This is a genomic window from Nocardia sp. PE-7, from assembly GCF_030486425.1.
GTDB lineage: Bacteria > Actinomycetota > Actinomycetes > Mycobacteriales > Mycobacteriaceae > Nocardia > Nocardia salmonicida_A.
The window spans coordinates 4,605,609-4,624,065 of sequence record NZ_CP129614.1 but is presented as its reverse complement, the minus strand read 5'-3'; the positions used below and the strand labels follow the sequence as shown (position 1 = coordinate 4,624,065).

Annotated in this window: 16 protein-coding genes and 1 pseudogene; 12 read left to right on the top strand and 5 right to left on the bottom strand. The window is 67.5% G+C overall.

Translation table 11 applies throughout. The features are described 5' to 3' along the window. The first annotated feature begins 117 nt into the window (after positions 1-117). From recA to QX204_RS21810, 8 genes and pseudogenes are all read left to right on the top strand, one after another. On the top strand, positions 118-1,155 hold the full coding sequence (gene recA, locus QX204_RS21850; RefSeq protein WP_056811397.1) for a recombinase RecA: 1,038 nt from the start codon (positions 118-120) through the stop codon (positions 1,153-1,155). 505 nt (positions 1,156-1,660) lie between these two features. Beyond that, a pseudogene (locus QX204_RS21845) lies at positions 1,661-2,119 on the top strand (regulatory protein RecX); the annotation flags it as partial. A gap of 580 nt (positions 2,120-2,699) precedes the next feature. Continuing rightward, positions 2,700-3,350, top strand: a complete 651-nt coding sequence (locus tag QX204_RS21835; protein ID WP_301901905.1) for an ABC transporter permease — start codon at positions 2,700-2,702, stop codon at positions 3,348-3,350. Next, positions 3,343-4,512: an ABC transporter ATP-binding protein gene (locus QX204_RS21830; RefSeq protein ID WP_301901904.1), complete on the top strand. Its 1,170-nt coding sequence runs from the start codon at positions 3,343-3,345 to the stop codon at positions 4,510-4,512. The genes QX204_RS21835 and QX204_RS21830 overlap by 8 nt, the downstream gene beginning before the upstream one ends. 145 nt (positions 4,513-4,657) lie before the next feature. Then, entirely contained in the window at positions 4,658-5,431 is a 774-nt protein-coding gene (locus tag QX204_RS21825) for an ABC transporter permease (RefSeq protein WP_301908065.1), read from the top strand. Beyond that, positions 5,428-6,408: a glycine betaine ABC transporter substrate-binding protein gene (locus tag QX204_RS21820; protein ID WP_301901903.1), complete on the top strand. Its 981-nt coding sequence runs from the start codon at positions 5,428-5,430 to the stop codon at positions 6,406-6,408. Before QX204_RS21825 ends, QX204_RS21820 begins: the two co-directional genes overlap by 4 nt. A 170-nt stretch (positions 6,409-6,578) precedes the next feature. Then, positions 6,579-7,439 carry a 3-hydroxyacyl-CoA dehydrogenase gene (locus QX204_RS21815; RefSeq protein ID WP_301901902.1) on the top strand — a complete coding sequence of 287 codons (861 nt, stop codon included), beginning with the start codon at positions 6,579-6,581 and terminating at the stop codon, positions 7,437-7,439. Positions 7,440-7,476: 37 nt separating this feature from the next. After that, positions 7,477-9,243: an oleate hydratase gene (locus tag QX204_RS21810; protein WP_301901900.1), complete on the top strand. Its 1,767-nt coding sequence runs from the start codon at positions 7,477-7,479 to the stop codon at positions 9,241-9,243. Between the two features lie 57 nt (positions 9,244-9,300). Here QX204_RS21810 and QX204_RS21805 read toward each other — a convergent pair whose 3' ends face one another. From QX204_RS21805 to QX204_RS21790, 4 genes are all read right to left on the bottom strand, one after another. After that, a complete protein-coding gene (locus QX204_RS21805; protein WP_301901899.1) occupies positions 9,301-10,191 on the bottom strand; it encodes an amino acid ABC transporter permease in 891 nt (296 codons plus the stop codon). Then, the gene (locus tag QX204_RS21800; protein ID WP_301901897.1) at positions 10,188-10,859 is read right to left on the bottom strand and encodes an amino acid ABC transporter permease; all 672 of its coding nucleotides are present in this window, start codon (positions 10,857-10,859) and stop codon (positions 10,188-10,190) included. The genes QX204_RS21805 and QX204_RS21800 overlap by 4 nt, the downstream gene beginning before the upstream one ends. 92 nt (positions 10,860-10,951) lie before the next feature. Then, entirely contained in the window at positions 10,952-11,788 is an 837-nt protein-coding gene (locus QX204_RS21795; protein ID WP_301901896.1) for a glutamate ABC transporter substrate-binding protein, read from the bottom strand. A 35-nt stretch (positions 11,789-11,823) separates the two neighbouring features. Further along, on the bottom strand, positions 11,824-12,552 hold the full coding sequence (locus QX204_RS21790; RefSeq protein WP_301908064.1) for an amino acid ABC transporter ATP-binding protein: 729 nt from the start codon (positions 12,550-12,552) through the stop codon (positions 11,824-11,826). Between the two features lie 352 nt (positions 12,553-12,904). Here QX204_RS21790 and miaB point away from each other — a divergent pair, with 352 nt between their 5' ends. Both miaB and QX204_RS21780 read left to right on the top strand, forming a co-directional pair. Further along, a complete protein-coding gene (miaB, locus tag QX204_RS21785; RefSeq protein ID WP_301908063.1) occupies positions 12,905-14,368 on the top strand; it encodes a tRNA (N6-isopentenyl adenosine(37)-C2)-methylthiotransferase MiaB in 1,464 nt (487 codons plus the stop codon). 110 nt (positions 14,369-14,478) lie between these two features. Next, the gene (locus QX204_RS21780; protein WP_301901895.1) at positions 14,479-15,057 is read left to right on the top strand and encodes an Rv2732c family membrane protein; all 579 of its coding nucleotides are present in this window, start codon (positions 14,479-14,481) and stop codon (positions 15,055-15,057) included. A gap of 57 nt (positions 15,058-15,114) precedes the next feature. Here the strand turns inward: QX204_RS21780 and QX204_RS21775 are convergent, their stop codons facing one another. Further along, positions 15,115-16,494 carry a DUF349 domain-containing protein gene (locus tag QX204_RS21775; RefSeq protein ID WP_301901894.1) on the bottom strand — a complete coding sequence of 460 codons (1,380 nt, stop codon included), beginning with the start codon at positions 16,492-16,494 and terminating at the stop codon, positions 15,115-15,117. 263 nt (positions 16,495-16,757) lie between these two features. Between QX204_RS21775 and QX204_RS21770 the strand changes: the two genes are divergently transcribed. Next, positions 16,758-17,531 (top strand): class III extradiol ring-cleavage dioxygenase family protein, encoded by a 774-nt coding sequence (locus tag QX204_RS21770; RefSeq protein ID WP_301901892.1) that lies wholly within the window; start codon positions 16,758-16,760, stop codon positions 17,529-17,531. Continuing rightward, positions 17,528-18,427, top strand: a complete 900-nt coding sequence (gene miaA / locus QX204_RS21765; RefSeq protein WP_301901891.1) for a tRNA (adenosine(37)-N6)-dimethylallyltransferase MiaA — start codon at positions 17,528-17,530, stop codon at positions 18,425-18,427. Before QX204_RS21770 ends, miaA begins: the two co-directional genes overlap by 4 nt. Positions 18,428-18,457: the final 30 nt, after the last annotated feature.

Genomic DNA, 18,457 nt, shown 5'->3' with positions numbered 1-18,457 from the left:
GCGCGTCGCTTGACTCGAATGGGTGTTCGACTAACCTGGGCGCCAGAACTTGTCGGTGCCGGCCTCTACTGTGGGCGCCAACCAGAGAGACACTCACCTCGAGAAGGGGCACACATCATGGCACCGCAGGCCTACGATCGCGACAAAGCGCTGGAACTGGCACTGGCGCAGGTGGAGAAGAGCTTCGGCAAGGGCGCTGTCATGCGTCTCGGTGAGGAGACGCGTCAGCCGATCGCTGTCATCCCCACCGGCTCCATCGCGCTCGACGTCGCGCTTGGAATCGGCGGGTTGCCGCGTGGACGCGTCGTGGAGATCTACGGCCCGGAATCCTCGGGTAAGACCACCGTCGCGCTGCACGCCGTCGCCAACGCCCAGGCCGCGGGCGGTGTCGCCGCCTTCATCGACGCCGAGCACGCTCTCGACCCCGATTACGCCCGCAAGCTGGGCGTCGACACCGACGCGCTGCTGGTCTCCCAGCCCGATACCGGTGAGCAGGCCCTGGAGATCGCCGACATGTTGGTGCGCTCCGGCGCCATCGACATCCTCGTCATCGACTCCGTCGCCGCCCTGGTGCCGCGCGCGGAAATCGAAGGCGAGATGGGTGACAGCCACGTCGGCCTGCAGGCCCGCCTCATGAGCCAGGCGCTGCGCAAGATGACCGGCGCGCTCAGCAACTCCGGCACCACCGCCATCTTCATCAACCAGCTGCGCGAGAAGATCGGTGTCATGTTCGGCTCGCCCGAGACCACCACCGGTGGTAAGGCGCTGAAGTTCTACGCCTCCGTGCGCCTGGACGTGCGCCGCATCGAGACCCTCAAGGACGGCACCGACGCGGTCGGTAACCGCACCCGCGTGAAGGTCGTCAAGAACAAGGTCGCGCCGCCGTTCAAGCAGGCCGAGTTCGACATCCTCTACGGCCACGGCATCTCCAAGGAGGGCTCGCTCATCGACATGGGCGTCGAGCACGGCTTCGTCCGCAAGTCCGGCTCCTGGTACACCTACGAGGGCGATCAGCTGGGCCAGGGCAAGGAGAACGCCCGCAAGTTCCTGCTGGAGAACAAGGACGTGTGCAACGAGATCGAGAAGAAGATCAAGGAGAAGCTGGGCATCGGCGCCGTACTGACCGCCGAGGCCGACGCGCCCGCCGACTTCTGAGCCGATGACCACGCCGAGCCCCGGCGGCCACCACGATTCGGCCGACCCGGTCGAACAGATGCGCAGGCAGCTGGCTCGCCTCGGAATCGAGGTCGAGCCGGAGCCGGTGATGCCCGTGGTGGGCCGCGGCAGGGGTGCGGCCGATGAACTCGTCCGGTCGGCTCGCGACAAGCGAGCCGATTCGGATGCGAAGAGGATTCGGTCGGGTGCGGGCGATCCGCAGCGCGCGCACCCGACCGGATTCATCGATGATGACAAACCACCGCATTTCGCTGCGCGGGTTGGTGATGATCATGAAGAGTGGGGGAGTGAGGGTCGGCGACGGCCCCGCGGCGCCCGACGCGAACGTAGGTCCGCGCGGCGCGACGAAGTCTCCCTGTCGACTGTCGTCGGTGGTGACGACGGACGGCAGGCGGATCCGGTGGCGGCCGGATCCCAGCCGGGAGAGCCCGACAGGCGGGCCGGCACACGCCGGCTCGCCCCGGGCGACCGTCCCGACGCAACCCTGGAACAGGCCAAGGACGTGTGCCTGCGCTTGCTCTCGGTGCGTGCTCGCAGCCGCGCCGAACTGGAGAAACGCCTCGGTGAGAAGGGGTTCCGCCTCGAGGTGACAGCGGCCACGCTCGAACGGTTCACCGAAGTGGGTCTGATCAACGACGCCTCCTTCGCCGAACAGTGGGTGCACGAGCGCCACACCTACTCCGGCCGGGGTAGAAAGGCCCTCCAGCGTGAGCTGCGCGAGAAGGGCGTCGCCCCCGGCGATGCCGAACAGGCGCTGTCGATGGTCACCGACGACGCCGAACACGCTCGCGCCGCCGACCTGGTCCGTCGCAAACTCCGCACCCTGCCCGCCGGTCTGGACCGCGACAAGGCAGTGCGTCGCCTCGTCGGCATGCTCGCTCGCCGCGGCTACGACCAGTCCACCGCCTTCGCCGTCGTCACCGCCGAACTGGACGAGGCGGGCTTCGAGCGCACGTCCGCCGAGGTGAGGGCGGTCCGCGCGAAGACTTCGGAGCGCACGGCCGGGGACGCGGACCGAGCGGAGATCGCCGGCGAAACCTCCAACGACGCAGTGGAGCCGGACGCGGCTGCCGGCTACACCTCACGCCGACCGACGCCCGGCGACGAACAAGCCGCTGTCGACCTGGTCCGTCGCAAACTCCGCGCCATGCCCGCCGATCTCGACCGCGCCAAGGCCACCCGCCGCCTGGTCGACATGCTCGCCCGCCGCGGCTACAGCGCGGCCACGGCGTTCGCGGTGGTGAAAGCCGAACTGGCGGCGGCGGACAGCTGAGCACTCGGGCCGAGTGATTCCGAGGAGTCGGCACGGCGGCTGCGGCTCGATCAGGGGTGAGTTCGAAATTCCCACCGGGGTCGTTCGTGACGCGTAGGATGATCGCGCTGGTGAAACATGTTTTCGCGCAGGCTGATTCGTCGCATCATGATGCGGTGGCGTGTGGGAACGTCGATGTTTCACCCTGATTCGGGTGGGAAATCCGGGGAGCAGGGCCCTAGGCGGCCGCCGAACGACGGGGAGGTGGACCATGGACGCGTTGTGGTCGTTCGTGGTGAACCGGCGGGAGCAGTTGCTGGTCGATTCCTACCTCCATGTGTCGGCCGTGGTGCAGTCGCTGGTGCTGGCGACCATGATCGCGGTGGCGCTCGGGATCCTCGTGTATCGAAGTCCGCTCGGGTCCGCTGCCGCGGCCGCGATGGCGGGGGCCATTCTCACGGTGCCCTCGTTCGCGTTGCTCGGCTTGCTGATTCCGTTCCTCGGGCTCGGCGTGGGACCGACGATCGTGGCCCTGGTGCTCTACGCGCTGTTGCCGATCCTGCGAAACACGGTGCTCGGGTTGTCGTCGGTGGATCCGGCGGTGACCGATGCCGCGCGCGGTGTCGGGATGAACCGGTTGCGCCTGCTGACCAAGATCGAACTGCCCCTCGCCTGGCCGTCCATTCTCACCGGCATGCGGGTCAGTACCCAGATGATCATGGGCATCCTGGCCCTGGCGGCCTATGCCAAAGGCCCCGGCCTGGGCAATGTGATCTTCTCGGGACTCTCTCGCCTCGGCAGCCCGAACGCGGTGCCGCAGGCACTCACCGGCACCGTCCTCATCGTCGTGCTCGCACTCGCACTCGACGGCGTCCTGGTTCTGCTCGGACGGCTCACTATTCCGAGGGGAATCCGTGACTGACATCGAAACCACCGAGGCGGCCGCGGATTCCGGGGTCTCCGGGGTCGAGATCGTGCTCGACCGGGTCACCAAACGCTATCCCGAACAGCCCGAACCCGCAGTCGACGAGGTCTCCATGACCATCCCGGCCGGGGAGATCGTGGTGCTGGTCGGCCCGTCCGGTTGCGGCAAGACCACCACCATGCGGATGATCAACCGGCTGATCGAACCCACCTCGGGCACCGTCACCATCGGCGGCCGCGACGCGGGCGCGATCGACGCCGACGAATTGCGCCGCGGCATCGGCTATTCCATCCAGCAGGCCGGGCTGTTCCCGCATATGACCGTCGCCAAGAACATCGCCACGGTGCCCGGCCTGCTCGGCTGGGACCGCCGCCGTGTCGCCGAACGCACCGACGAGATGCTCACCCTCGTCGGCCTCGACCCCGACACCTACCGCAACCGCTACCCGCGCCAGCTCTCCGGCGGACAGCAGCAGCGCGTCGGCGTCGCGAGGGCGCTGGCCGCGGACCCGCCGGTGCTGCTGATGGACGAACCCTTCGGTGCGGTCGACCCGATCACCCGCGCGCTGTTGCAGGACGAATTGCTCCGTCTGCAAAGCGAACTCGGCAAGACCATCGTCTTCGTCACCCACGACTTCGGCGAGGCGGTGAAGCTGGGCGACCGCATCGCTGTTCTCGGTGACCGCTCCCGCATCCTGCAGTACGACACCCCCGCCGCGATCCTGGCGGCCCCCGCCGACGAGACGGTCGCCGGTTTCGTCGGCGCCACCGCCACCATCGACCGACTCGGCCTCACCGTCCTCGCCGGGATAGACCTCGACCAGGGCGTCACCGCCACCGAGGACACCAGCGCCGCGGCACTCACCACCGCCCTGCGCGCGGCGGACCGCCCCTGGGGCCTGGTGCTCGACCAGCAACGGCGCCCGCTCCGGCGGGTGACGACAGCCGAACTCGCCCACGCGGATTCGCTGCGCGACGTCGGGACCCCGGTCGGCGCCACCCTGCCCGCGGACGCGACCCTGCAAGACGCGCTCGCCGGGCTGCTCACCGAACGCACCGCCTCCGCCGTCGTCGTCGACAACACCGGCGCCTACGCCGGAACAGTCACCGTCGACACCCTCATCGACCACCTCGCCGCGACCGAATCGGCACCGGCATGAGGACCGAGCCGCCTCGCGGCGCGACCATCCCCGAACCCGCGGTGTCCCGGGGCGAAGACGCTCGCGATCCTGCATCGGGACCGGGCCGTCACCAGGTGCGGAGGGCCCCACAGTGACGAATACCGTGTCAGCTCCCGCCCGTTCGATCGTCGACGTTCCCGCCGCGACCGCTGCTCCCGCCACCCAGCGGCGCGCCGAATACCTCCGCCTGCTCGCTCAGCCCGTGATCGTGCTGATCCTCACGGTCGGCGTGCTGGTCTGGGCGTTCCGGCGCGATCTCACCGTCACCCAGCAGGCCAGTATCAGCGTGAGCAATGTCGCCCAGGTGACCTGGCAGCACGTGCTGATCACGGCGGCGGTGGTGCTCATCGTGGTAGCGGTGGCCGTGCCGCTGGGGACCGTGCTCACCAGGCACCGATTCCGCCGTCTCGCGCCGTTTTTCGTCGGCATCGCCAATATCGGAGCGTCCGCGCCGGCGATCGGGCTGATCGTGCTGTGCTACCTGGTCACCCGCACCACCGGGTTCTGGGTGGGTGTCGCGCCGATCGCGTTCTGCTCGCTGCTGCCGGTCCTGCGCAATACGATCCTGGGCTACCAGCAGGTCGACCCCGCGCTGATCGACGCGGGCAGGGGACAGGGGATGTCGGCGGCACTGGTATTGCGCCGCATCGAGTTCCCGCTCGCGGTGCCCTACATCCTCGCGGGCCTGAGAACCTCCCTGGTGCTGGCCGTCGGAACCGCCACCCTGTCGTTCATGGTGAGCGCCGGCGGGCTCGGCATTCTCATCGACACCGGTTACAAACTGCGCGACACCGTGACCTTGACGCTCGGCGCCGTCCTCGCTGTCGCGCTGGCGCTGTTCGTCGACTGGCTCGGCGCGCTGGCCGAACAGTTCCTCGGGCCGAAGGGGTTGCGGTGAGGATCGCCGGATGGTTGCGCGGGCTGGCCCCGGTTCTGAGCGTGCTGGTTCTCGCGGGTTGCGGACTGCAGTCGGGTGGCTCGGTGCCGTTGTCTGTCGGACCGGCAGGCATCACACCGGTGCCCGAACTCGACGGTGTCGCGGTCACGGTGGGCTCCAAGGACTTCACCGAGGCCAACATCCTGGGTTACATGATCGAATTCGCACTGACGGCCGCGGGCGCGAACGTGCGTGACCTGACCAATATCCAAGGCTCCAACAGCTTGCGCGACGCGCAACTGAACGGCCAGATCGACATCGCCTACGACTACACCGGCACCGGCTGGATCAACTACCTCGGCAAGGAGAAGCCGATCCCCACCGAGACTGCCCAGTTCGAGGCGGTGCGCGACGCCGATCTGGCCGAACACGACATGGTCTGGGCCGCGATGGCGCCGATGAACAACACCTACGCCCTCGTCACCAGCAAGGGCTACGCCGAGGAGACCGGGGTTCGCACGCTGTCGGACTACGCGAACCTCGTCGCGAAAGATCCCGGCGCCGCGACCACCTGCGTCGGCACCGAGTTCAACGTCCGCCCGGACGGCTATCCCGGCCTGGCCGGCGCCTACGGGATCGACCTCGGCAAGGCCCAACGCCAGATCGTCCAGGACGCGCTGGTCTACCAGGCCACCGCCGACGCGAAACAATGCCGCTTCGGCTCGGTCGCCGCGACCGACGGCCGCATTCCCGCCCTCGAACTGGTGCTGCTCGAAGACGACAAGGCCTTCTTCCCGAAATACAACGCCTCGCTGGTCATGCACCGCGACTTCGCCGACGCGCACCCCCAGGCGGTCGCGGTCATGGCCCCGATCTCCGCGCGCCTCACCAACGAGGTGATCACCGAACTCAATCGTCAGGTCGATATCGACGGCCGCGAGCCCGCCGACGTCGCCCGTGACTGGATGGTCGCCGAGGGTCTCGTCACCGCGGGCTGATCGACCGCGTCGGTTAGCTGAACTGTTACCAGCTTCTGCCTGAGATGTCCGGAACGCGTGTTTCGTTCACATCGCTGCCTCAGCTTCCGGGGCCATGATGGACGGCGGTACGAGACAACCGAGACGCGCAGCGGTGGGGGGTGCTCGCGTCCAGACCGGGAGGCTGACGCATGACCATCGAATTCCGCAAGGTGACCGTCCTCGGGACGGGGGTACTCGGATCCCAGATCGCCTTTCAGACCGCCTTCCACGGGTTCGACGTCACCGCCTACGACATCGACGACGCGGCGCTCACCGCCGCGCGCACCCGATTCGACGATCTCGCCGCGGTGTATCAGCAGGACGTGACAGGCGCGGACAAGAGCAACACCACAGCGACCGCCGCGGGGATCACCCTCACCACCGACCTGGCCGCCGCGGCGGCCGAGGCGGACCTGATCATCGAGGCGGTGCCGGAGGTGCTCGAGATCAAGCGCGACCTCTACGGCAAGCTCGGTGCGCTCGCGCCCGAACGCACCGTGTTCGCGACGAACTCCTCGACGCTGCTGCCCAGCGACATCGTCGACTACACCGGGCGCCCCGATCGTTTCCTGGCGTTGCACTTCGCCAACCATGTCTGGAAGTTCAACACCGCCGAGGTGATGGGCACCGAGCAGACCGATCCCGCGGTGTTCGCCGCGGTGGCCCAGTTCGCGAAGGCGATCGGCATGGTGCCGATCGAATTGCACAGGGAGAAGGCGGGTTACGTCCTCAACTCGCTGCTGGTGCCGTTCCTGAACTCCGGAATCGAGCTCGCCGCAGGCGGATACGCCGAACCCGCCGCAGTCGACGAGACCTGGCGCATCGCCACCGGCGCCCCCATGGGCCCGTTCCAGATCCTCGACATCGTCGGCCTGAACACCCCGTACAACATCCTGATCAACGGCAACGCCGACCACAAGAAGCTCGCGGCGTGGCTGAAGGAGAACTACATCGACAAGGGCAAGCTCGGTGCCGCCACCGGAGAGGGTTTCTACCGCTACAGCGCATAGTCCCGCTCGACCGTTCCGGATCGGACAGAGGAGTCGGATGTACTACAGCAACGGCAATTACGAAGCGTTCGCCCGGCCGCGCAAGCCCGACGGCGTCGACGGCAAATCGGCCTGGTTCGTCGGTGCGGGACTGGCCTCGCTCTCCGGCGCGGCGTTCCTCATCAGGGACGGGCAGATGGCGGGCGACAGGATCACCGTCCTGGAGCGGCTGAAGCTGCCCGGCGGCGCACTCGACGGCATCAAGGAGCCGAAGAAGGGTTTCGTCATCCGCGGCGGGCGCGAAATGGAGAACCACTTCGAATGTCTGTGGGATCTCTACCGGTCGGTGCCGTCGATAGAGATCGAGGGCGCCAGCGTGCTCGACGAGTTCTACTGGCTCAACAAGGACGACCCGAACTTCTCCCTGCAGCGGGCCACGGTGAAACGTGGGCAGGACGCGCACACCGACGGACTGTTCACCCTCACCGATCGCGCGCAGAAGGACATCGTGAAGGTGTTCCTCGCCACCCGCGAGCAGATGGAGAACAAACGCATCGACGAGGTGTTCGGCGCGGATTTCCTGGCGAGCAATTTCTGGCTGTACTGGCGCACCATGTTCGCGTTCGAGGAATGGCACAGCGCGCTCGAGATGAAGCTGTACCTGCACCGGTTCATCCATCACATCGGCGGCCTGCCCGACTTCTCCGCGTTGAAGTTCACCAAATACAACCAGTACGAGTCGCTGGTATTGCCGCTGTACCGGTGGCTGCTCGACCAGGGTGTGCGATTCCATTTCGACACCGAGGTCACCGACGTGGATTTCGACATCTCCGGCCCACGCAAACAGGCCACGCGCCTGCACTGGGTCGCCGACGGCGTCGCCGGTGGCGTCGAGCTGAGCACCGACGATCTGTTGTTCGTCACGATCGGCTCGCTCACCGAGAACTCCGACGAGGGCGATCAAAACACCCCGGCCAGGCTCGACGAAGGTCCGGCCCCGGCCTGGGATCTGTGGCGGCGCATCGCCGCCAAGGATCCCGCGTTCGGTCACCCCGATGTCTTCGGCGGCCACATTCCGGAGACCAAATGGGAATCGGCCACGGTCACCACCCTGGACGAGCGGATCCCGCGCTACATCCAGAAGATCTGCAAGCGTGACCCGTTCAGCGGCAAGGTGGTCACCGGCGGCATCGTGACGGCGAAGGACTCGTCCTGGCTGATGAGCTGGACGGTGAACCGGCAGCCGCATTTCAAGCAGCAGCCCGCCGACCAGATCGTGGTGTGGGTGTACGCGCTGTTCGTCGACCGTCCCGGCGATTTCGTCAAGAAGTCGATGCAGGACTGCACCGGCGCGGAGATCACCCAGGAATGGCTGTACCACCTGGGCGTTCCCGAAGCCGAGATCCCGGAGATGGCCGCCGACGCCGCGTTGTGCGTGCCGGTGATGATGCCGTATGTCACCGCGTTCTTCATGCCGCGTCAGGCTGGTGATCGGCCGAACGTGGTGCCCGCGGGCGCGGTCAACTTCGCCTTCATCGGCCAGTTCGCCGAGACCACCCGCGACTGCATCTTCACCACCGAGTATTCGGTGCGTACCGGTATGGAGGCGGCCTACACGCTGCTCGATATCGAGCGTGGCGTGCCGGAGGTATTCGGCTCCACCTACGACATCCGTGCGCTCCTGGCGGCGACCAGCCGGTTGCGCGACGGCGAGGAGATGAGCCTGCCCGGACCGGAGTTCGTCCGCAATCGACTGCTGAAGAAGCTCGACGACACCGAGATCGGGCCGCTGCTGCGTGAATTCGGCCTCATCGGCGACGACTAGGAAACACCGAAGTGGGGCCCGATCCGTCCGGATCGGGCCCCACTTCGGTGTGTGCGACTACTTCTTGGTGATGTCCACGCCGGGCGCGGCATCGGCGAGTATCGAGTCGGCGGCCAGCACCGTACCCCCGCTCTTCTTCCGTGACCGCAACCGCTTCTCCAGGGTGGTCGCCAGGAAGCTCAGCGCCATGTTGAGCGAGATCATGATCAGCGCGACGACGATCAGCGCGGGGATCGTGTTCTGCATCGACGCGCCTTCTTGCTGACCCGACCGCACCAGCTCCACATAGGTGATCTGGTAGCCCAGTGCGGTGTCCTTGAGGACGACGACCATCTGCGACACCAGCGCGGGCAGCATCACGGTGATGGCCTGCGGCAGCAGGATCAACCGCATGAGCTGGTTCTTGCGCAGACCCAGCGCCATGGCGGCTTCGGTTTGCCCCTTGGGCAGCGACTTGATGCCGGCGCGCACGATCTCGGCGATGACCGCGGAGTTGTAGATGGTCAGCGCGATGACCACCGCGGCCAGCGCGAGCTGATCGGAGGGGAACAGGTCGTAGTCGCCGAACACCGCGAACAGGAAGATCATCAGGATCAGCACGGGGATGGCCCGGGCGAGCTCGACGATCGTGCCCGCCACCCAGCGCACCCACGCGTGGTCGGACAGGCGCAGGATCCCGAAGATCATGCCGAAGAACACCGAGCCGACGATCGAGATCGCCGCGGCCGTGAGGGTGCCTTCCAAGCCGGGAAGCAGGTAGGTCTCCCAGATCTCGGACTCGAGGAACGGCTTCCACTTGGCCGCGGTGAACTGGCCCTTGTCGGCGAAGGCGTCGTAGAGCCACCAGCCCGCGGCGACCAGCACGACGACGACCAGGACCGAGTACAGTTTGTGACGCAGCCGCGCGCGGGGCCCGGGAGCGTCGAACAGAACCGAAGCGCCGCTCATCGTGCCACCTCGTATCGCTTGGCCAGCCAGCCGAAGAACAGCCCGGTCGGCAGGGTGAGGACGACGAAGCCGAGTGCGAAGATCACGCCGATGGTGAGAATGGCGGCTTCGTTCTCGATCATTTCGCCCATCAGGTACGCGGCTTCGGCCACGCCGATGACGGAGGCGACCGTCGAGTTCTTGGTCAGCGCGATCAGCACACTGCCCAGGGGTGCGATGACCGCCCGGAAGGCTTGGGGCAGCACGATCAAGCGCAGGTTCTGGGCGAATCCGAAGCCCAGCGATCGACCCGCCTCGGACTGGCCGAGCGCGACGGTATTGATGCCGGAGCGCAGCGATTCGCAGACGAAGGCAGCGGTGTAGACGCTCAGCCCGATGATCGCCCAGCGATAGTTGATGACCTTGATCTCGTCGCTACCGAGTTTCCACCCGAGCGTGCTGTACAGACCGAGCGAGGTGAATACCAGGATCAGGGTGAGCGGGGTGTTGCGGAAGATCGCTACATACGCCGCGCCGATCCCGCGCGCGACCGGAATCGGGGACACGCGCATGCCGGCGACGACGGTACCGATGACGAGCGCACCGATCGCGGAGAAGAAGGTGAGTTTGATGGTTACCCAGAACGCATCGAGGATTTGGTTGTCATACCTCGAGATCAGGTCGAACACGGACGCGCGTCCTCCGATCGGTGTGAAGGCCTGCAGGACAACACCGCATCGGTGACCCGGGAGATCCCGGGTCACCGATGATCAGTGGTTGATCAGTAGCGGTCGATGGTCGGCGGTGCGGGCACCGCGATACCGGTACCGGCGAAGTTCTTCTCCTGCACGGCCTTCCACGTACCGTCATCGATCATCGCCTGGATGGCGTCGTTGACCTTGCCGCGCAGTTCGGCGTCGCCCTTCTTCAGGCCGATGCCGTACTTCTCGGTGGTGAAAGGCTTGTTCACCAGCTTGAAGGTGCCCGGCGACTGTGCGGCGTAACCGGCGAGGATCACGTTGTCGGTGGTGACCGCGTCGATCGCACCGCTACGCATCGCCTCGATGCACAGCGAGTAGGTGTCGTAGGTCTGCAACTGCGCCTGGGGGTAGTTCTTCTCGATGTTCTGGGCCGGGGTGGAGCCCTTCACCGAGCAGACCTTCTTGCCCGCGAGGGAGTCGGGGCCGGTGATGTCGGTGTTGGCGGCGGGCACCAGCAGGTCCTGGCCGGCGATGTAGTAAGGGCCGCCGAAATCGACCTTCTCCTTGCGCTTGTCGTTGATCGAGTAGGTGGCGACGACGAGGTCGACCTGGCCGTTCTCGATCAGGGTCTCGCGCTGGGCCGACGGCGATTCCTTGAAGGTGACGTTCTCCGGCTTCACGCCGAGCTTGTCGGCGACGTACTTGGCCACGTCGACGTCGAAGCCGCTGTAGGTGCCGTCGGTATTGCGCAGGCCCAGACCCGGCTGGTCGAACTTGATGCCGATGGTCAGCTTGCCGTCCTTGGCGTTGTCCAGGGCCGACTTGTCGTCACCGCCGCCACAGGCCGCGGTGACGGTGGCTGCCAATACCAGTGCCGCTGCGCCGATTCCGACGCGCATCGCACGATTGATCCTCATGGGTTTCCTTCTCCTTGTGACAATGGTGCTGCGAGTCAGTGGCTGAGAATTTTGCCGAGGAAGTCCCTGGCGCGTTCGGATTTCGGTGCGGTGAAGAAAGCTTCGGGCGCGGAGTCCTCGACGATCTCGCCGTCGGCCATGAACAGCACGCGGTCGCCCGCCCTGCGCGCGAAACCCATCTCGTGGGTGACCACGAGCATGGTCATGCCCTCCTTGGCCAGGGAGACCATCACGTCGAGCACCTCGTTGACCATCTCCGGGTCCAGCGCCGAGGTCGGTTCGTCGAAGAGCATGACCTTGGGGTCCATCGCGAGCGAGCGGGCGATGGCGACGCGCTGCTGCTGACCGCCGGAGAGCTGGGCCGGGTACTTGTCGGCCTGGTTGGCGATGCCGACCCGCTCGAGCAAGGCCATCGCGTGCTTGCGCGCCTCGTCCTTCTTCTTTCCGCGGACCTTCGTCGGCGCCAGCATGACGTTCTCGACGATGGTCTTGTGCGCGAACAGGTTGAACGACTGGAACACCATGCCCACCTCGGCACGCAGCGCGGCGAGAGCTTTGCCCTCGCCCGGCAGTGCGACGCCGTCGATGGCGATGTCGCCGGAGTCGATCGGTTCGAGGCGATTGATGGTGCGGCACAGGGTCGATTTCCCCGAACCCGACGGGCCCAGGACGATCACGACCTGCCCACGGGGCACTTCGAGGTGGATATCGCGCAGGACATGGAGCTCACCGAAGTGTTTGTCCACGTTGCGCATCGAGATCATCGGCGGAGCAGCGGTGGTGGCTGCGGCGTCGGCGTTCCCGGTCGCGGGTGCGGCGTCGTCGGTCATGGTCAGAAACCTTATGTCCATTCTGGAGAATTGCCCGGCTTTCGAAGACATGCCGTAACGGCACGCCGAGACGACACCTGCTGGTAACCCGCTGGCTGCCCGTTACCTTTGCGTATTATCCTGCGATCGCCGACGTGATGTGCGTCACAGTACGGTCTGCCCGTACCCTGGACAGGTGGATTCGACGGTTCAGGACGAGACTGAGGGCGCGACGCAGCACAGCTCCGTGACGCAGCGCAGCTCCGTGACTCAGCGCAGCTATGAGGTTCGCACATTCGGCTGCCAGATGAACGTGCACGACTCCGAACGATTGTCCGGGCTGCTCGAGGACGCGGGCTATACCAAAGCCGCCAGCGGGGAGACCCCCGATCTGATGGTGTTCAACACCTGCGCTGTCCGCGAGAACGCCGACAACAAGCTCTACGGCACGCTCGGTCAGCTGGTCCCGGTCAAGCAGGGTCGCCCCGGCATGCAGATCGCCGTCGGCGGCTGCCTGGCGCAGAAGGACCGCGAGACCGTGGTGCGCAAGGCGCCGTGGGTCGACGTGGTGTTCGGCACCCACAACATCGGCTCGTTGCCGGTGCTGCTCGAGCGGGCCCGTCACAACGAACAGGCCCAGGTGGAGATCCTCGAATCGCTCGAGGCGTTCCCGTCGACGCTGCCCGCCAAGCGCGAGTCGGCCTATGCGGGCTGGGTGTCGATCTCGGTGGGCTGCAACAACACCTGCACGTTCTGCATCGTGCCCGCCCTGCGCGGCAAGGAAGTGGATCGCCGTCCCGGCGACGTGCTCGCCGAGGTCCAGGCGCTGGTCGACCAGGGCGTCCTCGAAGTGACGTTGCTCGGTCAGAACGTGAACTCCTACGGCGTGAACTTCGTCGACCCCGATCAGCCGCGCGACCGGGGCGCGTTCGCGCAACTGCTGCGCGCGACCGGACAGATCGAGGGCCTGGAACGGGTGCGGTTCACCTCCCCGCACCCCGCGGAGTTCACCGATGACGTCATCGAGGCGATGGCGGCCACCCCCAACGTCTGCCCGCAGTTGCACATGCCGTTGCAATCGGGCTCCGACCGGGTGCTCAAGGCGATGCGCCGCTCCTACCGCAAGGAACGCTTCCTCGGCATCATCGACAAGGTGCGCGCCGCGATGCCGCACGCGTCGATCACCACCGACATCATCGTCGGCTTCCCCGGCGAGACCGAGGAGGACTTCCTCGAGACCCTCGATGTGGTCCGTCGCGCGCGCTTCACCAGCGCCTACACCTTCCAGTACTCCAAGCGTCCCGGCACCCCGGCCGCCGAACTGCCCGATCAGCTGCCCAAGCAGGTCGTGCAGGAGCGTTTCGAACGGCTGATCGCGTTGCAGGACCAGGTCTCCTGGGAGAACAACCAGGCCCTGATCGGCACCGAGGTGGAACTGCTCGTCGCCGACGGCGCGGGCAAGAAGAACGCGGTGACCGCGCGAATGAGCGGACGCGCGCGCGACGGCAGGCTGGTGCACTTCCGTCCGGGCGACGTGACGGGTATCCGACCGGGCGACATCGTCACCGTCGATATCACCGAGGCGGCCCCGCACCACCTCATCGCCGACAGCGCCGTGAAGTCGCATCGGCGGACCGCCGCCGGTGACGCGCACGAACGCGGCATCACCCCGAAGACCGCCCCGATCGGCGTCGGGCTCGGGTTGCCCCGGATCGGCGCACCGGTAGTGGAGCCGGTCGAGAGCGGCTGTTCGACGGGCTGCTCGTCGTGAGCGACGAGGAATCTACTACCGGCCGTAGTGGGTCGGATGCGAACGGTGCGCCCGGTGATGGCACAGTGGAACCCGCCAACGATCAGCCTCTGGACAGGAGCGGACACGCGGTGAACCCGGCGCGCAACGACGAGGATTTCGAACAATTCCGCGATGAACTCGACGCGGTCGAGCGCCGCATCGCCGGTGAGATCGACCCCGGCGCGCGGGCGCTGGTGGTGGCGGGTGCGGTCTTCGCACTGCTGATCTCGCTGCTGTTGCCGACGGCGGGCACCGCGCGCGGCTTCGACGTGCTACTCGGCACCGACGCGGCGGGCGTCGAGCACATCGGCCTGCCGTCACGAATCTTCGTGTGGCTGGTCATCGTCTTCGGGGTCGGCTTCTCGCTGCTGGCGTTGACCACCCGCCGCTGGGTGCTGGCCTGGATAGCGTGCGCCGGCTCGGCGGTGGGCAGCGTGTTCGGCGTGCTCTCGATCTGGCACCGCCAGACCCCCGGCCTCGGCAACTACGAGGGCGCGGGCCCCGGCATCGGCCTGATCCTCGGCACCATCGCGATCATGGTGCTCACCTTCCACTGGATCCGCGTGGTCTGGAGTCGCACCGCCGTGCAACTCGCCGCGGAAGAGCAGCGTCGCAACGCGGCGCGCGAAGCCGAGGATCGCGACCGCAAGCGCCTCACCGGCGAATAGTCCTGCGAGACAAGGAAACCCCCGACCGAATCGGTCGGGGGTTTCCTTCTGTCTCACTCACAGATTGCTGACGGCGCCCTCGGCGGCCTCGGCCCACTCGCGCCACTGCTTGGCCTGCTCGAGTGCCTTCTCCGCGTCGCGCTTCTTGCCCGCCGCGGTGGCCTTGGCGGCCTGCTCCTCGTACTGCGCGACCCGCTCACGGAACTGCGCGGCGCGCGCGACAGCCTCGGGGTCGGAGCGGCGCCACTGCTGATCGGCGGCGTCGCGGACCCGCTTCTCGATGGCGCGCAGCTTGGCTTCCAGCTCCTGCATGCGCTCGCGGGGAACCTTGCCGATGGCGTCCCACTTGTCCTGCAGCTCGCGCAGTGAATTGCGGGCGGCATCCACGCCGTTGGCCGGGTCGATGTGCTCGTAGGCGGCCAGCAGTTCCAGCTTGGCGGTGGCGTTGTGGTCGAATTCGGCGTCGCGCTCGGAGACCGCCGCGTTGCGGGCGGCGAAGAACACGTCCTGGGCGCTCTTGAACCGCCGCCACAGCGACTCGTCGGCTTCGCGCGGTGCCCGGCCCGCGGCCTTCCACTCGGAGAGCAGGTCGCGGAACACCGCGGCGGTGCCGGTCCAGTCGGTGGAGTCGGCCAGCTCCTCGGCGCGCACGCACAGCTCTTCCTTGCGCGTCTTGGCGGTGGCGCGTTCGCGATCGAGATCGGCGAAGTGCGCGCCGCGTCGGCGGTTGAACGCCTCGCGGGCCTTGGAGTAGCGCTTCCACAGTGCGTCGTCGACCTTGCGATCCACCCCGCGGATCGACTTCCACTCGTCGAGGATCTCGCGCAGCCGGTCGCCCGCGGCCTTCCACTGGGTGGACTCGGCGGCGATCTGCTCGGCCTCGGCGGCGAGGGCTTCCTTGCGCTCGGTGTGCTCGTGGCGGGCGCGGTCCTTCTCCTCCTTGGCGTGCGCGGCGGCTTCCTCGGAGTGTTCGGTGATGACCTGCAGCCGGGCCGCGAGGCCGTCGATGTCGCCGATGACGGCCGCGGTCGGCAGCGTCTCGGCCAGGGCCAGCGCGGCGGCTTTGGTCTTGCGGGCGTCGGCGCCCGCGGCCAGCCTGGCTTCGAGCAGCGCGACCTCGGTGGCGAGATCGTCGAAGCGACGGCCGAAGTGGGCAAGGCCCTCGGTGACATCGCCCGCCTGCCAGGAGCCGACGATCCGTTCGCCCTCGGGGGTCTGCACCCAGGCGGTGCCGTCTTCGTCGACGCGACCCCACTTGCTCGGGTCGGTGGCGCTCGGCACGATCACGGCGTGCGGATGCGGTTGATCGGGGCCCGGCGCCGGTTTCACGGCATGCGGTTTCGGCGGACGCGGAGCAGTCCCGCCGGGCTTGGGGGTACCGGACGGTCGCGGGGCCGGACCTGGGGTGGGCTTCGCGGTTCCGTTGCTGTCGGTCATTGCTCTCCGTCCCTGCCGCGCGTCACGGCTGCCTGGTTACGCCCTAGCACATCCCATTGAACCCGGTTCGAGCCGCGGAAACCATCGATCCGGAGGATCGAATAGCGGATTTCCTGGGATTTCGTCCCGGACGACGTGGGTAGTCGCACCTGAAAACACTAGCAATCTCGGCAGGCATCCCTACGCCGGACACTCGCAGACCGTCGCACGTCCGCACCGCGCCGGATGCGGGCCCCCGTGCGCGCTGCGGCTACGGTTACCGCGTGTTCTCGATAGCGGCCCTGGTCCCGTCGCCGCCGATGCTGGTGCCCGAACTGTGTGGGCGAGTCCCGGTGTCCGGCAGCGATCCCGACGATCCGATCGTGGTGCTGCGCGCGGCCGCTCTGGACGCCGCGGCCGCCCTCGCCGCGGCCGCCGAGCGGTGGGTCGTGATCGGGGTCGACAGCCATGACCGGATCTACGGTTCGTCGACCCGGGGAACGTTTCGTGGGTTCGGCGCCGATGTCGTCGTCGGGCTCGGTCCGGCGGGCGAGGAGCCCGGTCCAGCAGACTCCCAGCTTCCCCTTCCGGTACTGGTCGCCGGATGGTTGCGGGAGCAGGCCGCGCCGCGGATTTCGGTGCGGGCTCAGCTCTTCGCCGCCGACGCCTCGCCCGTGCGGTGTGCCGAGGCAGGCGCCGCGCTTCGCGCCGAGCTTGACAGCGAGCCGGACCCGTACGCGGTGCTCGTCGTCGCCGACGCCGCCGCGACGCTGACGGTCAAGTCACCCGGCTACCTCGACGAGCGAGCCCACGCTGTGCAGCACGATCTCGACGCCGCCTTGCGCACAGGATCGCGAGCAGGGTTGGCCGCGCTCGAGCCGGAGCTGTGCGCGGCGCTGCTCGTCGACGGACGCGCCGCCTACCAGGTGCTCGGCGGTCTTTTCACCGCCGATTCGGCCGATCCGCAGGTGCGTACGCTCTATCAGGGCGCACCCTACGGCGTCGGCTACGACGTGAGCGTGTGGCAACCGAGTGCGCGGAAAGGTTTCGACGAGTGACGAGAAGACCGATCGCGGTCGTCGGCCCCACCGCTACCGGCAAATCCGACCTCGCCCTCGATCTCGCCACCGAGCTCGGCGGCGAGATCGTCAACATCGACGCCATGCAGCTCTATCGCGGGATGGATGTCGGCACCGCGAAACTGCCGCTCGACCAGCGACGCGGGATCGCGCACCATCTGCTCGACGTTCTCGACGTCACCGAGACCGCGACCGTCGCCGCCTACCAGAGCGCGGCCCGGGCCGTCGTCGAGGACATCCTGGCGCGTGGACGAACCCCGGTCATCGTGGGCGGGTCGATGATGTACGTGCAGGCCCTGCTCGACGAATGGGATTTCCCGGCCACCGATCCCGAGGTCCGCGCCCGCTGGGAAGCGCTCCTGGACGAGAGCGGAGTGCAGGCGCTGCACGCGGCGCTGCGGCAGGCCGACCCGGTCGCCGCGGCCACCATCCTGCCCACCGACGGCCGACGCATGGTGCGAGCGCTCGAGGTCGTGGAACTGACCGGTCGCCCGTTCGCCGCCTCGGCCCCGACCATCGGCGCCCCGCGCTGGAACACCGCGATTCTCGGCGTCGACCGGGAAACCGCCGCCCTCGACGCCCGCATCGAGACCCGAACCGCCCTGATGTTCGATTCGGGTCTGGTCGACGAGGTCCGCGGGCTGCTCGACGCGGGCCTGCGGGAGGGTCAGACCGCCCGCCGCGCCATCGGCTACGCCCAGGTGCTGGCCTACCTCGACGGCGAATACGATCTCGACCACGCCCGCGAGCGCACGCTGATCGGCACCCGCCGATACGTGCGCAGGCAGCGGTCGTGGTTCCGGCGCGACCCCAGGGTCTCCTGGTTGGACGGCGCGGATCCCGAGCTCGCCGCGACCGCGCTGGCCCTGCTCTGACGAAATTCCGAGACCGACCCGATAGGACGG

Bases quoted from the DNA above. Each gene is read 5' to 3' on its own strand.
- QX204_RS21810 (WP_301901900.1), top strand. From the start codon at position 7,477: ATGTACTACAGCAACGGCAATTACGAAGCGTTCGCCCGGCCGCGCAAG.
- QX204_RS21775 (WP_301901894.1), bottom strand. From the start codon at position 16,494: ATGACCGACAGCAACGGAACCGCGAAGCCCACCCCAGGTCCGGCCCCG.
- QX204_RS21835 (WP_301901905.1), top strand. From the start codon at position 2,700: ATGGACGCGTTGTGGTCGTTCGTGGTGAACCGGCGGGAGCAGTTGCTG.
- recA (WP_056811397.1), top strand. From the start codon at position 118: ATGGCACCGCAGGCCTACGATCGCGACAAAGCGCTGGAACTGGCACTG.
- QX204_RS21815 (WP_301901902.1), top strand. From the start codon at position 6,579: ATGACCATCGAATTCCGCAAGGTGACCGTCCTCGGGACGGGGGTACTC.
- QX204_RS21805 (WP_301901899.1), bottom strand. From the start codon at position 10,191: ATGAGCGGCGCTTCGGTTCTGTTCGACGCTCCCGGGCCCCGCGCGCGG.
- QX204_RS21795 (WP_301901896.1), bottom strand. From the start codon at position 11,788: ATGAGGATCAATCGTGCGATGCGCGTCGGAATCGGCGCAGCGGCACTG.
- QX204_RS21790 (WP_301908064.1), bottom strand. From the start codon at position 12,552: ATGATCTCGATGCGCAACGTGGACAAACACTTCGGTGAGCTCCATGTC.
- miaB (WP_301908063.1), top strand. From the start codon at position 12,905: ATGAACGTGCACGACTCCGAACGATTGTCCGGGCTGCTCGAGGACGCG.